At 51.2% G+C, this 14903-nt stretch carries 13 protein-coding genes; 7 read left to right on the top strand and 6 right to left on the bottom strand.

Going from position 1 to position 14903, the window contains the following annotated elements; translation table 11 throughout:
- Positions 1-98 precede the first annotated feature (98 nt).
- The 5 genes from lon to bolA all read right to left on the bottom strand — a co-directional run bounded on the left by lon (position 99) and on the right by bolA (position 6870).
- The gene (lon, locus tag KQJ19_RS17730; protein ID WP_016152052.1) at positions 99-2453 is read right to left on the bottom strand and encodes an endopeptidase La; all 2355 of its coding nucleotides are present in this window, start codon (positions 2451-2453) and stop codon (positions 99-101) included.
- A gap of 184 nt (positions 2454-2637) precedes the next feature.
- Entirely contained in the window at positions 2638-3912 is a 1275-nt protein-coding gene (gene clpX, locus KQJ19_RS17725; RefSeq protein ID WP_003831013.1) for an ATP-dependent protease ATP-binding subunit ClpX, read from the bottom strand.
- Between the two features lie 126 nt (positions 3913-4038).
- Positions 4039-4662: an ATP-dependent Clp endopeptidase proteolytic subunit ClpP gene (gene clpP / locus KQJ19_RS17720; protein ID WP_003021624.1), complete on the bottom strand. Its 624-nt coding sequence runs from the start codon at positions 4660-4662 to the stop codon at positions 4039-4041.
- Positions 4663-4909: 247 nt separating this feature from the next.
- A complete protein-coding gene (tig, locus tag KQJ19_RS17715; protein WP_003021622.1) occupies positions 4910-6208 on the bottom strand; it encodes a trigger factor in 1299 nt (432 codons plus the stop codon).
- A gap of 344 nt (positions 6209-6552) precedes the next feature.
- Positions 6553-6870 carry a transcriptional regulator BolA gene (gene bolA, locus KQJ19_RS17710; protein ID WP_016152051.1) on the bottom strand — a complete coding sequence of 106 codons (318 nt, stop codon included), beginning with the start codon at positions 6868-6870 and terminating at the stop codon, positions 6553-6555.
- Between the two features lie 306 nt (positions 6871-7176).
- Here bolA and KQJ19_RS17705 point away from each other — a divergent pair, with 306 nt between their 5' ends.
- The 7 genes from KQJ19_RS17705 to cyoE all read left to right on the top strand — a co-directional run bounded on the left by KQJ19_RS17705 (position 7177) and on the right by cyoE (position 14528).
- Positions 7177-7755: a lipoprotein gene (locus KQJ19_RS17705; RefSeq protein WP_016152050.1), complete on the top strand. Its 579-nt coding sequence runs from the start codon at positions 7177-7179 to the stop codon at positions 7753-7755.
- Positions 7756-7799: 44 nt separating this feature from the next.
- Complete coding sequence (ampG, locus tag KQJ19_RS17700) at positions 7800-9275, top strand: muropeptide MFS transporter AmpG (RefSeq protein WP_047357698.1); 1476 nt, start codon at positions 7800-7802, stop codon at positions 9273-9275.
- A gap of 459 nt (positions 9276-9734) precedes the next feature.
- Positions 9735-10682: a cytochrome o ubiquinol oxidase subunit II gene (cyoA, locus tag KQJ19_RS17695; protein WP_003847580.1), complete on the top strand. Its 948-nt coding sequence runs from the start codon at positions 9735-9737 to the stop codon at positions 10680-10682.
- Positions 10683-10701: 19 nt separating this feature from the next.
- Positions 10702-12693, top strand: coding sequence for a cytochrome o ubiquinol oxidase subunit I (cyoB, locus tag KQJ19_RS17690; protein WP_003831008.1), 1992 nt, complete (start codon positions 10702-10704; stop codon positions 12691-12693).
- A complete protein-coding gene (locus KQJ19_RS17685) occupies positions 12683-13297 on the top strand; it encodes a cytochrome o ubiquinol oxidase subunit III (protein ID WP_003831007.1) in 615 nt (204 codons plus the stop codon). The genes cyoB and KQJ19_RS17685 overlap by 11 nt, the downstream gene beginning before the upstream one ends.
- Positions 13297-13626 carry a cytochrome o ubiquinol oxidase subunit IV gene (locus tag KQJ19_RS17680; protein WP_003831006.1) on the top strand — a complete coding sequence of 110 codons (330 nt, stop codon included), beginning with the start codon at positions 13297-13299 and terminating at the stop codon, positions 13624-13626. Before KQJ19_RS17685 ends, KQJ19_RS17680 begins: the two co-directional genes overlap by 1 nt.
- Before the next feature lie 11 nt (positions 13627-13637).
- The gene (gene cyoE, locus KQJ19_RS17675; protein WP_003831005.1) at positions 13638-14528 is read left to right on the top strand and encodes a heme o synthase; all 891 of its coding nucleotides are present in this window, start codon (positions 13638-13640) and stop codon (positions 14526-14528) included.
- Positions 14529-14587: 59 nt separating this feature from the next.
- Here the strand turns inward: cyoE and KQJ19_RS17670 are convergent.
- Positions 14588-14903 (bottom strand): DUF1493 family protein (locus tag KQJ19_RS17670; protein WP_216403926.1); only part of this gene is annotated, 316 nt, incomplete at its 5' end.

The following is a 14903-nucleotide window of genomic DNA, read 5'->3' as shown; positions in this document are numbered from 1 at the left end:
GCCCAATCCGTCATCTAAATTAGCTATACAAAAAAAGGCTGGCAAGTCCGAAATGGCCTGCCAGCCCTGTTTTTATTAGTGCTCTTTGCGCGAGGTCACTATTTTGCGGTCACAACCTGCATTCCGGAGGGCTCATTTTGCAACGCGAGCGTCAGAACCTCCTCAATGCGTTTCACCGGATGGATGTCCAGATCGGCAATTACGTTGTCCGGAATCTCTTCCAGGTCACGTTTGTTTTCGTCTGGAATTAAGACCGTTTTAATACCACCACGGTGTGCCGCCAGCAGTTTTTCTTTCAAACCACCAATAGGCAGAACCTGGCCACGCAGGGTGATCTCGCCGGTCATCGCCACGTCGGCGCGAACCGGGTTACCGGTCAGACAAGAAACCAGCGCGGTACACATGGCAATACCCGCACTTGGACCGTCTTTCGGCGTCGCCCCTTCAGGTACGTGAACGTGGATGTCGCGTTTTTCGTAAAAGTCCGGATTAATGCCCAGTTTTTCCGCGCGCGCGCGCACCACGGTCAGCGCAGCCTGAATGGATTCCTGCATGACTTCACCCAGAGAACCGGTGTAGGTCAGCTTACCTTTACCCGGTACGCAAGCGGTTTCGATGGTCAGCAGATCGCCGCCCACTTCCGTCCATGCCAGACCGGTTACCTGACCAACGCGGTTTTCGTTGTCCGCGCGGCCATAGTCAAAGCGCTGTACGCCCAGGTAGTCGTGCAGGTTGTCACCATTGATCTCAATATGTTTCAGCGACTTGTCGAGCAGCAGCTGTTTCACCGCTTTACGGCACAGTTTGGAAATTTCACGCTCCAGACTACGCACGCCAGCTTCACGGGTGTAATAACGAATAATGCCCACAATGGCGCTATCGTCGACCGTCAGCTCGCCTTTTTTCAGCGCGTTACGCTCAATCTGTTTCGGCAACAGGTGACGTTTAGCAATGTTCAGCTTCTCGTCTTCGGTATACCCGGATAGACGGATCACTTCCATACGATCCAGCAACGGTGCGGGAATATTCATGGAGTTAGAGGTCGCAACGAACATCACGTCGCTGAGATCGTAGTCCACTTCCAGGTAGTGATCGCTGAACGCCACGTTCTGCTCTGGATCCAGCACCTCAAGCAGTGCGGAAGCCGGATCGCCACGCATGTCGGAAGACATTTTGTCGATCTCATCAAGCAGGAACAGCGGGTTTTTAACGCCCACTTTAGCCATTTTCTGGATCAGTTTACCCGGCATCGAACCAATATAGGTCCGGCGGTGACCGCGAATTTCAGCTTCATCACGCACACCACCCAGCGCCATACGGATGTATTTACGTCCGGTTGCTTTAGCGATGGACTGTCCCAGAGAAGTTTTACCTACCCCCGGCGGCCCAACCAGGCACAGGATCGGCCCCTTGATTTTATTCACACGGCTTTGAACCGCGAGATACTCAAGAATACGGTCTTTGACGCGTTCCAGACCGTAATGGTCAGTATCGAGGATTTCCTGAGCCTGACGCAGATCTTTTTTGACCTTGCTACGCGCATTCCACGGCACCTGAACCATCCAGTCGATGTAGCCACGGACTACGGTCGCTTCCGCTGACATCGGAGACATCATTTTCAGCTTCTGCAGTTCTGCTTCCGCTTTCTCTTTTGCCTCTTTCGGCATTTTCGCCGCGTCGATTTTACGCTTCAACGCTTCGTTTTCGTCCGGCGCATCGTCCATCTCGCCGAGCTCTTTCTGAATGGCTTTCATCTGCTCGTTCAGATAGTACTCACGCTGGGATTTTTCCATCTGCTTTTTCACGCGGTTGCGAATGCGTTTCTCAACCTGCAGCAGATCGATTTCAGATTCCATCATCGCCATCAGATATTCCAGACGTTCGTTAACGTCGGACATCTCCAGTACGGACTGCTTGTCAGCAAGCTTCAGCGGCATGTGCGCAGCGATGGTGTCCGCCAGACGTGCAGGATCGTCAATGCTGTTCAGCGACGTCAGCACTTCGGGCGGGATTTTCTTGTTCAGCTTGATATAGCCTTCGAACTGGCTGATAGCGGTACGCACCAGCACTTCCTGTTCGCGCTCATCAATAGCAGGCGAGTCAAGGTACTCCGCTTTCGCAGAGAAGTGCTCGCCGTTGTCAGACAGCGCTGAAATACGCGCGCGCTGTAACCCCTCGACCAGCACTTTTACGGTGCCGTCAGGCAGTTTCAGCATCTGCAAAATAGAGGCCACGGTCCCGACGGTGAAAAGATCGTTTACACCCGGCTCATCCGTTGACGCTTCTTTCTGGGCAACCAGCATGATTTTTTTATCATGGTCCATAGCCGCTTCCAGACAACGGATAGATTTTTCCCGCCCTACAAATAAGGGTATGACCATGTGCGGATAAACCACCACATCGCGCAACGGCAATACGGGGATTTCAATGCGTTCAGAACGCTCAGGATTCATAGAGCTCTCTCTTAGTTTAGTTTCCGCCAGGTAATCAGGTGGTACGACTGTGCTCCACACCACCTTTAACATGTATGTCAGTATATGGGGATGTTTCCCACACATTCAACGCCATGTTTACGGAAAAATAAAAGGGGAGATAAAATCCCCCCTTATTAATTAAATGTCTGTATGAATTGATGAATTATTCGCCAGATGCCTGCTGCGCTTCCGGCTTACCGTAAATCAGCAATGGCTTGCTCTGGCCGCCAATCACCGACTCATCGATCACCACTTTTTCGACGTCTTCCATAGAAGGCAGATCGTACATAGTGTCAAGCAGTGCGGCTTCGACGATAGAACGCAGACCACGAGCACCGGTTTTACGTGCCATCGCTTTTTTGGCGATCGCATCCAGCGCTTCCTCACGGAATTCCAGATCAACACCTTCAAGATTGAACAGCGCCTGGTACTGCTTGGTCAGGGCATTTTTCGGCTCTTTCAGGATCTGGATCAGCGCTTCTTCACTCAGTTCGCTCAGCGTCGCTACAACCGGCAGACGCCCGATGAACTCAGGGATCAGACCAAATTTGATCAGATCTTCCGGCTCCACCTGCGACAGCAGTTCACCTTCACTGGCTTTATCAGACTGCGCTTTTACCGTTGCGCCAAAACCAATGCCGGAGCCCGTTTCAACACGGTTAGCAATGACTTTATCCAGACCGGCAAAGGCACCGCCGCAGATAAACAGGATCTTGGAAGTATCAACCTGCAGGAATTCCTGCTGAGGATGTTTACGCCCCCCCTGCGGTGGAACGGCAGCAACCGTACCTTCGATCAGTTTCAACAGCGCCTGCTGTACGCCTTCGCCGGAAACGTCACGGGTAATGGACGGGTTGTCAGACTTACGAGAAATCTTGTCGATTTCATCGATATAGACGATCCCGCGCTGTGCTTTCTGCACGTCGTAATCGCACTTCTGCAGCAGTTTCTGAATAATATTTTCAACATCTTCACCCACATAACCGGCTTCGGTCAGCGTGGTGGCATCGGCCATAGTGAACGGAACGTCCAGCAGGCGTGCCAGCGTTTCAGCCAGCAGCGTTTTACCGGAACCCGTCGGGCCAATCAGCAGGATGTTACTTTTGCCCAACTCGACGCCATTGCTGGTGTCGCCGTTGCGCAGACGTTTGTAATGGTTGTATACCGCGACCGCCAGCACTTTCTTCGCCTGCTCCTGACCGATAACGTAATCGTCCAGGTGGTTGCGAATTTCATGTGGCGTCGGCAGCGCACTGCGTTCACGGTGCGGTGCTACTTCCTTAATCTCTTCGCGAATGATGTCGTTACATAAATCAACACATTCGTCGCAGATATACACGGATGGTCCGGCAATCAGCTTACGCACTTCATGCTGGCTTTTGCCGCAAAAAGAGCAGTACAACAATTTGCCCGAGCCATCTTTGCGTTTATCTGTCATGGGTCAAAACCTCTTCTTTGTTCTTTGTGCCGCACACGACGACGCAAATGCCATTCTCAGGCGCAAGACGCTAGTCAGCGTTGTGCCGCTCCAGGTAATTATAGCGGTACACCTGCGCGCTGGGCATTAATTACGATGGGTCAAAATCGAGTCGACCAGACCGTACTCTACCGCTTCAGAAGCGGAGAGGAAGCGATCGCGCTCGGTATCACGTTCAATCTGCTCAAGAGATTGACCCGTATGATGCGCCATAAGTTCGTTCATGCGCCCTTTTACCTTCAGGATTTCACGGGCATGAATTTCAATATCCGTTGCCTGGCCCTGGTAACCGCCCAGAGGCTGGTGGATCATGACGCGAGAGTTAGGCAGGCAAAAACGTTTACCTTTCGCCCCAGCAGTCAGCAGGAACGCGCCCATTGAGGCCGCCTGGCCCATACAAATGGTGCTGACGTCCGGCTTAATAAACTGCATGGTGTCATAGATAGACATCCCGGCAGTGATCACTCCACCAGGGGAGTTGATGTACAGGTAGATATCTTTTTCTGGGTTTTCTGCTTCCAGGAACAGCATCTGCGCCACGATCAGGTTAGCCATATGGTCTTCGACCTGGCCGGTCAGAAAAATGACGCGTTCCTTAAGTAGACGAGAATAGATATCAAAAGAGCGCTCACCACGTGAGGTCTGTTCAATGACCATCGGCACCAGCGCCATATGGGGTGCAAAGTTATCTCGTTCGCCGCTGTATGACATTTCCGTCTCCTGGATAAAATTTGAAAAAACCTGCTGTGCTGATTGTAACCTTATGGACGGATTATCAGCTAGTCCCTCAGTAATGGGTACGACATCGCCATAATTCAAGCATAACAATCTTTTGTTGTAACGCTAACACTGAAACGCTGTTTTCGCACTCTTCCCATGCAAAATCCGTGACAAAAAAAAACCCGCCACCAAAAGGTGACGGGCTTGCGTACGAAATTCGTGCTAAATAAGCGACGAATTACGCCTGCTGGTTCATCAGCTCGTTGAAGGAAGTGGCTTTTTCAGTCACTTTCGCTTTCGCCAGAACGGCTTCAACAGCCTGCTCTTCCAGAGCGACGTTACGCATGTTGTCCATCAGCTCTTTATTTTTGCTGTAGAACTCAACAACTTCTTTCGGATCTTCGTAAGCAGAAGCCATCTCTTCGATCAGGCCTTTAACGCGATCTTCGTCAGCTTTCAGCTCGTTGGTACGAATCACTTCGCCCAGCAGCAGACCTACAACTACGCGACGCTTAGCCTGTTCTTCGAACAGTTCACGCGGCAGTTCCAGAGCTTGTTTTTCGTTGCCGCCAAAACGCTGTGCAGCCTGACGACGCAGAACGTCGATTTCGCTGTCGATCAGAGCAGCCGGAACGTCGATGTCATTAGCTTTTACCAGACCTTCGATCGCCTGAGATTTAACGCGGTTACGCACAGCACCTTTCAGCTCGCGTTCCATGTTTTTACGTACTTCAGCGCGCAGACCCGCTACGGAACCATCTTCAACGCCGAAACGTTTGATGAATTCTTCAGTCAGTTCCGGCAGTTCGCGCTCTTCAACTTTCTTCAGGTTGATAACGAACTTAGCGGCTTTACCTTTCAGGTTTTCAGCGTGGTACTCTTCCGGGAAGGTCACATCGATAGTGAACTCTTCGCCAGCTTTGTGGCCTTTAACGCCTTCTTCAAAGCCTGGGATCATACGACCCTGGCCCATCGCCAGTACGAAGTCAGACGCTTTGCCGCCTTCGAACTCTTCGCCGTCTACAGAGCCGGTGAAGTCGATGGTTACACGGTCTTCTGCATCTGCAGCGCCGTCTTTGTCTTTCCAGGTAGCCTGCTGCTTACGCAGGGTGTCCAGCATCACGTCAACGTCAGCGTCGGTGACTTCAACAACCGGTTTTTCAACTTCGATTGCTTCCAGGCCAGTCAGCTCAACTTCCGGGTAAACTTCGAACTCTACCGCGTAAGTAAAATCTTCACCCAGTTTGTATTCGCCCGGAACGTAGTTCGGTGCGCCAGCCGGATTGATTTTTTCTTTGATGATCGCGTCAACGAAGTTGCGGCTCATCAGGTCGCCCAGAACGTCCTGGCGAACAGACGCGCCATAACGCTGAGCAACAACATTCATCGGTACTTTTCCTTTGCGGAAACCGTCAATACGCACTTTCTTCGCTACGTTGACCAGCTCGCTTTTCACAGCGGTCTCGATGCTGTCAGCAGCGATAGTAATCGTTACACGGCGGCCAAGGCCTTGAGTGGTTTCAACTGAAACTTGCATCTTGTTACCTCAAAAAATCACAGTGCTCGGTCAACTCTTCTCCGCAAGCACAGGTTGTTGGCTTCGCGGAACTGGGATGTTCTCATAAGCAATCACATTCCCTGTCGTCAGAATCATCCCGAAGACATTCCGAAAAATAAGACGCGCATTATAGCGGCATCACTTTTATGAGTCGAGAACGGTTATCGCGCGTTGCTGCGGCTTTTTTCACAATTCCCGGCTAATTTTTGTCTGAATACTGTACGACTGCCCCAGAATTCAGACAAAACAAAACGGCCCGCAGGCCGTTTTCACATAATCTGTAGCAACATACTGGAAAAGCGTCGGTTGTTGCAAATCCGTTTTTACGCGATGCTTCCCGCCCCACGACACGGAGGCGATGCAAAAATCGTATCCTGCAACGCTTCCCACTCCTTAATGGTGTAGGTATGCAGGGCAAGTGCATGAACGGTTGTGGAAAGCTCCACCGTTAAGGTGCTGTAAATCATCCGATGACGATTCAGAAAACGCTCACCTGTAAAGCGATCGCTAACCAGCACAACCTTAAAGTGGCTTTCAGAACCTGCCGGGACATTGTGACGATAGCTTTCATCCACAACTTCGAGGAACACGGGTTGGAACGCTGCCCTTAATTTTTCTTCTATTTGCTCACGAATCATCATGAAGTTTTTCCTCCGACAACGCTGAGATGTCACCCATCCCTTTAAATACTAGCCGCTTTTACCGCTTTCATTACACCTTAGCAACAAAAAATTAGCGTTTGTCTGATTTTCTCAGCCAAATGGATGAAGTTCACTAAATCCTCACTTCGATTTATTGCAAAAAGTCCGTTTATGGTCTCCACAAAGACATAAAACTGACAACACAATGAATTTACATGCGTTACCCACTTCCCCTCATCGTTGGCGATGTTATGATGGCGGGAATTTTCTCCAACCATACAATTTAGATTCGCTGAGAGCCCTGGCATGTTTAAAAAAATCCTCGTCCCGTTTGTCGCGCTGTTTATGTTAGCTGGATGCGCAACGCCGCCGACCACTATTGAAGTTTCCCCGAAAATTACCCTGCCACAGCAGGACCCGAGCCTGATGGGTGTGACCGTTAGCATCAATGGTGCCGACCAGCGTCAGGATCAGGCGCTGGCAAAAGTTACCCGTGACAACCAGCTTGTTACCCTGACCGCGTCCCGCGATCTGCGCTTCCTGCTGCAAGAAGTACTGGAAAAACAGATGACCGCACGCGGTTATATGATTGGGCCAAACGGTGCTGTTAACCTGCAAATCATTGTTAGCCAGCTGTATGCAGACGTGTCCCAGGGTAGCGTGCGCTATAACATCGCCACCAAGGCAGACATCGCCATCATTGCGACTGCTGCTAACGGCAACAAGATGACCAAAAACTACCGCGCAAGCTATTCTGTTGAAGGCGCACTGCAGGCCTCTAACAAAAATATCGCTGACGCCGTTAACAGCGTGCTGACCGATACCATCGCTGATATGTCTCAGGACACCAGCGTTCACGATTTCATCAAGCAGAACGCTCGTTAATTTCTGCCCATATGGCCCGGCGTTCGTCGGGCCTATAGAAGCCCATGTCCAGTCATTACTTACGTATTTTTCAGCAGCCACGTTCAGCTATCCTGCTCATACTGGGATTCGCCTCCGGTTTACCGCTCGCACTGACCTCGGGTACGCTTCAGGCATGGATGACGGTCGAGAATATCGATCTTAAAACCATCGGTTTCTTTTCTCTGGTCGGCCAGGCCTACGTGTTTAAGTTCCTCTGGTCTCCGCTAATGGACCGCTACACGCCGCCGTTTTTAGGTCGACGCCGTGGTTGGTTGCTGGCAACTCAGGTGCTGTTACTGATTTCTATCGCCGCGATGGGCTTTCTGGAGCCTGGCACGCAGCTACGCTGGATGGCCGCGCTTGCGGTGGTGATCGCGTTTTGCTCGGCATCGCAGGATATCGTCTTTGACGCATGGAAAACCGACGTGCTACCCGCCGAAGAACGCGGCACCGGCGCGGCTATCAGCGTGCTGGGCTATCGTTTAGGGATGCTGGTTTCCGGTGGGCTGGCTCTGTGGATGGCCGACCGCTGGCTGGGCTGGCAAGGAATGTACTGGCTGATGGCGGCGCTGCTGATACCTTGCATCATTGCTACCCTGCTAGCGCCCGAACCGACTGATGCCATTCCGGTGCCCAAAACGCTGGAGCAAGCGGTTGTGGCACCGCTGCGCGACTTCTTTGGTCGTAACAACGCCTGGCTAATTCTGCTGCTTATCGTTCTATATAAGCTCGGGGATGCCTTTGCCATGAGCCTGACTACAACATTTTTAATCCGCGGCGTCGGATTTGATGCGGGTGAAGTAGGCGTGGTGAATAAAACGCTCGGACTGCTGGCAACCATCGTTGGCGCGCTGTACGGCGGGATCCTGATGCAACGCCTTTCGCTGTTTCGCGCATTGCTGATTTTCGGCATCCTGCAGGGGGCGTCGAATGCGGGCTACTGGTTATTGTCCATCACTGACAAACACATGTTCAGTATGGCCGCCGCCGTCTTCTTTGAAAACCTGTGTGGTGGCATGGGTACGGCAGCGTTTGTCGCCTTATTAATGACGCTGTGCAATAAGTCCTTCTCAGCGACCCAGTTCGCTCTGCTCTCCGCGCTTTCCGCCGTTGGTCGCGTTTACGTTGGCCCGGTAGCAGGTTGGTTTGTTGAAGCGCACGGGTGGCCAACGTTTTATTTGTTCTCTGTGTTTGCCGCTATCCCCGGCCTCATACTGCTGCTGGTTTGTCGTCAGACTCTGGAACATAGCTGGCAAAATGAGAGCTTCATTCCGCGCACGGAATTTCGTGGCGCGTACAGCCTGGCATTAATGACGTTGGTTGCGGGCTGCTGTCTGCTGGTGGTTTGGCTGCTGCTGTTAACCATGAACGCACTGGATTACACCCACTTCTCCTTCCTGCCGGAACTGCTGGAAATCTCGGTGGTGGTCGCGGTCTGCGGGGTCGTTTTTGGTGGATTGCTGGATTATCTGGCACTGCGCAAAACCCGCCTGGCGTAAAAATCCACATTAATATCGCCGTTGTAATCACCCTGCGTAATTATAACGGCTAAATAAACAACAATTACTAAAAATATTATTTGTTATTTTGTGCGCCAAAGAATTTGGAAATTATTGACGCCTTTTATATATACTATTTCCCTTACTCGATTCAGCCACTACAGATTTATTTTTTGTTCTTCAATTGTCTTTTTATTGATAATCAATTGTTAAACAATTGTTTTATTTTCGTATTGGTTATACCAATTGCCCTCAGCACGTCTCCCGCTTGCCCGCTTTCGTTATAACGTGATGTTGCAACAGGTTCTTAAAGTCAAAACGACATATATTGCAACATATGTGACATGCCCGGCAGAACCCAGTAACACAGATCCAAGGATGTTTACAGTAATGTAACCTTCCCGTAAAATGCCCTCACACTTTAAACGCCACCCGGTCCCGTGGAATTGAGGTCGTTAAATGAGACTCAGGAAATACAATAAAAGTTTGGGATGGTTGTCATTAATTGCAGGCACTGCATTACTCAGTGGCTGTAATTCTGCGCTGCTTGACCCTAAAGGACAGATTGGACTGGAACAACGTTCTCTGATACTGACGGCATTTGGCCTGATGTTGATTGTCGTTATTCCTGCCATCTTGATGGCTGTTGGTTTCGCCTGGAAGTATCGTGCAAGCAATAAGGATGCGAAGTACAGCCCGAACTGGTCACACTCCAATAAAGTGGAAGCTGTGGTCTGGACGGTGCCGATCTTAATCATCATTTTCCTTGCCGTACTGACCTGGAAAACCACTCACGCTCTTGAGCCAAGCAAACCGCTGGCGCATGACGAGAAGCCCATTACCATTGAAGTGGTTTCCATGGACTGGAAATGGTTCTTCATCTATCCGGAACAAGGTATCGCTACCGTGAATGAAATCGCCTTCCCGGCGAATACTCCGGTTGAGTTCAAAGTGACGTCCAACTCCGTGATGAACTCCTTCTTTATCCCGCGTCTGGGTAGCCAGATTTATGCCATGGCCGGTATGCAGACTCGACTGCATCTGATCGCCAACGAAGTCGGTACTTATGATGGTATCTCCGCAAGCTATAGCGGACCAGGCTTCTCCGGTATGAAGTTCAAGGCTATCGCAACAAAGGACCGCGCCGAATTCGACCAATGGGTTGCTAAAGCTAAACAGTCCACGAACACCATGAGCGACATGGCTGCGTTCGAAAAAGTGGCTGTGCCAAGCGAATACAACCAGGTGGAATACTTCTCCAACGTGAAACCAGATTTGTTTAAAGACGTTATTAACAAATTTATGGCTCACGGTAAGAGCATGGACATGACCCAACCCGAAGGTGAGCACAGCGCACACGAAGGAATGGAAGGCATGGACATGAGCCACGCGGAATCCGCTCACTAAGGGGCCGAGGAAGAATACGATGTTCGGAAAATTGACGCTGGATGCAGTGCCGTTCCATGAACCAATTGTCATGGTTACGATCGCTGCCATTATCATCGGTGGTGCGGCCTTACTGGGCCTAATCACTTACTTCGGTAAGTGGACCTACCTGTGGAAAGAGTGGCTAACTTCGGTTGACCACAAACGCCTTGGCATTATGTATGTCATTGTCGCAATCGTCATGTTGATTCGTGGCTTTGCCGACGCCATCATGATGCGTAGTCAGCAAGCGCTGGCTTCTGCAGGTGAAGCGGGCTTCCTGCCACCTCACCACTACGACCAGATCTTCACGGCTCACGGCGTGATTATGATCTTCTTCGTGGCAATGCCATTTGTTATCGGTCTGATGAACCTGGTGGTTCCGCTGCAGATCGGCGCACGTGACGTTGCATTCCCGTTCCTGAACAACCTGAGCTTCTGGTTCACCGTTGTCGGCGTAATCCTGGTTAACCTGTCTCTGGGCGTGGGTGAATTCGCACAGACCGGTTGGCTGGCGTACCCGCCACTCTCGGGAATAGAGTACAGTCCAAGCGTCGGGGTCGATTATTGGATATGGGCAGTCCAGTTGTCCGGTATTGGTACAACCCTAACCGGGATCAACTTCTTTGTGACCATCATTAAGATGCGTGCGCCAGGAATGACTATGTTCAAGATGCCGGTATTTAGCTGGGCATCGCTGTGTGCGAACATCCTGATTATCGCGTCTTTCCCAATCCTGACGGTTACCGTCGCGTTGCTGACCCTGGATCGCTATCTGGGCACCCATTTCTTTACCAACGATATGGGCGGCAACATGATGATGTACATCAACCTGATTTGGGCCTGGGGCCATCCGGAAGTGTACATTCTGGTTCTGCCGGTCTTCGGTGTGTTCTCCGAAATCGCTGCAACCTTCTCACGTAAACGTCTGTTTGGTTACACCTCACTGGTGTGGGCAACCGTCTGTATCACCGTGCTGTCGTTCGTTGTTTGGCTGCACCACTTCTTCACCATGGGTGCAGGCGCTAACGTTAACGCCTTCTTCGGTATTACCACCATGATTATCGCCATCCCGACCGGGGTGAAGATCTTCAACTGGCTGTTCACCATGTACCAGGGTCGTATCGTATTCCACTCAGCGATGCTGTGGACGATTGGCTTTATCGTTACCTTCTCAGTCGGCGGCATGACCGGCGTACTGCTGGCGGTTCCGGGTGCGGACTTCGTGCTGCACAACAGTCTGTTCCTGATTGCGCACTTCCATAACGTTATCATCGGCGGCGTCGTATTTGGATGCTTCGCAGGTATGACCTACTGGTGGCCAAAAGCGTTTGGCTTCACGCTGAACGAAACCTGGGGTAAACGCGCATTCTGGTTCTGGATCATCGGCTTCTTCGTGGCGTTTATGCCGCTGTATGTGCTGGGCTTTATGGGGATGACCCGTCGCCTCAGCCAGCAGATTGACCCGCAGTTCCATCCGATGCTGGTCGTTGCCGCCTGCGGTGCCGCGCTGATTGCATTGGGTATCCTGTGCCAGCTGATTCAGATCTTCGTTTCTATTCGCGACCGCGAGCAGAACCGCGACCTGACCGGTGACCCATGGGGTGGTCGTACGCTGGAGTGGGCAACCTCTTCCCCGCCTCCGTTCTACAACTTTGCCGTTGTGCCGCACGTTCATGAGCGTGATGCCTTCTGGGAAATGAAAGAAAAAGGTGAAGCGTACAAGCAGCCTGCGCACTATGAAGAAATTCATATGCCGAAAAACAGCGGTGCCGGTATCGTCATTACCGCTTTCGCAACACTGTTTGGTTTCGCCATGATCTGGCATATCTGGTGGCTGGCGATTGCAAGCTTCGCAGGCATGATCATCAGCTGGATTGTGAAAAGCTTTGATGAAGACGTGGATTACTACGTGCCGGTCCCGGAAGTCGAAAAACTGGAAAACCAGCATTTCGATGAGATTACTAAGGCAGGGCTGAAAAATGGCAACTGATACTTTAACGCACGCGACTGCCCACGCGCACGAACACGGGCACCACGATGCAGGCCAGACCAAGATCTTCGGATTCTGGGTCTACCTGATGAGCGACTGCATTCTGTTCTCTATTTTGTTTGCAACCTATGCCGTTCTGGTGAACGGCACCGCAGGTGGCCCAACAGGTAAGGACATTTTTGAACTGCCGTTCGTTCTGGTTGAAACATTCCTGCTGTTATTCAGCTCTATTACTTACGGCATGGCGGCGATCGCCATGTACAAGAACAACAAGAGCCAGGTTATCTCCTGGCTGGCGTTGACCTTCTTGTTCGGTGCCGGATTCATCGGGATGGAACTCTATGAATTCCATCACCTGATTGTTAACGGTATGGGTCCGGATCGCAGCGGCTTCCTGTCTGCGTTCTTCGCGCTGGTCGGCACGCACGGTCTGCACGTCACCTCCGGTCTTATCTGGATGGCGGTGCTGATGGTGCAAGTTGCTCGTCGCGGCCTGACCAGTACTAACCGTACCCGCATCATGTGCCTGAGCCTGTTCTGGCACTTCCTGGATGTGGTGTGGATCTGTGTGTTCACTGTTGTTTATCTGATGGGGGCGATGTAATGAGTCATTCTAACGAGAGCGGCGGCGCATCCCATGGCAGCGTAAAAACCTACATGACAGGTTTTATCCTGTCGATAATCCTGACGGTTATTCCGTTCTGGATGGTCATGACAGGTTCTGCCTCTCCTGCCGTCATTCTGGGAACTATTCTGGCAATGGCAGTGGTACAGATTCTGGTGCACCTGGTGTGCTTCCTGCACATGAATAGCAAATCTGATGAAGGTTGGAACATGACAGCCTTTGTCTTTACTGTGCTAATCATCGCCATCCTGGTTGTGGGCTCCATCTGGATTATGTGGAACCTTAACTACAACATGATGATGCACTAAGAGCGGCGATTATGATGTTTAAGCAATACCTGCAAGTAACAAAACCAGGCATCATCTTTGGCAACCTGATCTCGGTGATTGGGGGATTCCTGCTGGCCTCGAAAGGCAGCATTGATTATCCCCTGTTTATCTACACGTTGGTTGGGGTGTCACTGGTTGTGGCGTCGGGTTGTGTATTTAACAACTACATCGACAGGGATATCGACAGGAAGATGGAGAGGACCAAAAACCGCGTGCTGGTTAAAGGTCTGATTTCCCCTGCGGTCTCGCTGGTATACGCCACCCTGCTGGGTATTGCTGGCTTTATGCTGCTGTGGTTTGGCGCGAACCCTCTGGCCTGCTGGTTGGGGGTAATGGGCTTCGTGGTCTATGTGGGCGTCTATAGCCTGTACATGAAGCGCCATTCCGTTTATGGCACGCTGATTGGCTCACTCTCCGGCGCTGCGCCGCCGGTGATTGGCTACTGCGCCGTAACCGGTGAGTTCGATAGCGGCGCGCTGATTCTGCTGGCTATTTTCAGCCTGTGGCAGATGCCGCACTCTTACGCGATTGCGATTTTCCGCTTTAAGGATTATCAGGCAGCCAACATCCCGGTACTGCCGGTGGTGAAAGGTATTTCGGTCGCGAAGAACCATATCACGCTGTACATCGTGGCGTTTGCTATCGCCACGCTGATGCTCACCCTGGGCGGCTATGCTGGTTATAAATACCTGATTGTTGCTGCGGCGGTGAGCGTCTGGTGGTTGGGCATGGCGCTGCGCGGTTATAAAGTGGAAGATGACAGGGTCTGGGCGCGCAAGCTGTTCGGTTTCTCCATCATCGCCATTACCGCGCTTTCCGTGATGATGTCCGTTGACTTTATGGTGCCAAACTCGCAGAACCTGCTGACTTACGTCTGGTAACGATCTGCTGATACGAAAAGGGTGCCTCCGGCACCCTTTTTTATTGGCAGGGATGTTATTCAGTCATAAAGCCATTTCCCCGCCTTTGCTGACTCTATAATCATCTCTACTGTCAAAGGCTTTAATTCAATTTCAGGAGGATCTTTTTTCCAGAAAGGGTATTCTTGTTCAATATAATTCCTTCCATCAAAGTTCGAATATTCAATATCAAAATGCTCAAATAAATCAGCTAAAAAATCATATGCATCTTCCGGAATAAACTGAAAATCATCCTCCAGGGTCCATTCTTTCGTGACCTGCTTAAGACCAGGCCTAAACCAACGTTCCCTGATTGGGTAATTCTTCATGATGTACTCAATAACTTCAGCTTCATAA

It is taken from the genome of Citrobacter sp. S46_ASV_140, from assembly GCF_018919545.1.
GTDB lineage: Bacteria > Pseudomonadota > Gammaproteobacteria > Enterobacterales > Enterobacteriaceae > Citrobacter > Citrobacter braakii.
This window is presented reverse-complemented; position numbering and strand designations above follow the sequence as displayed.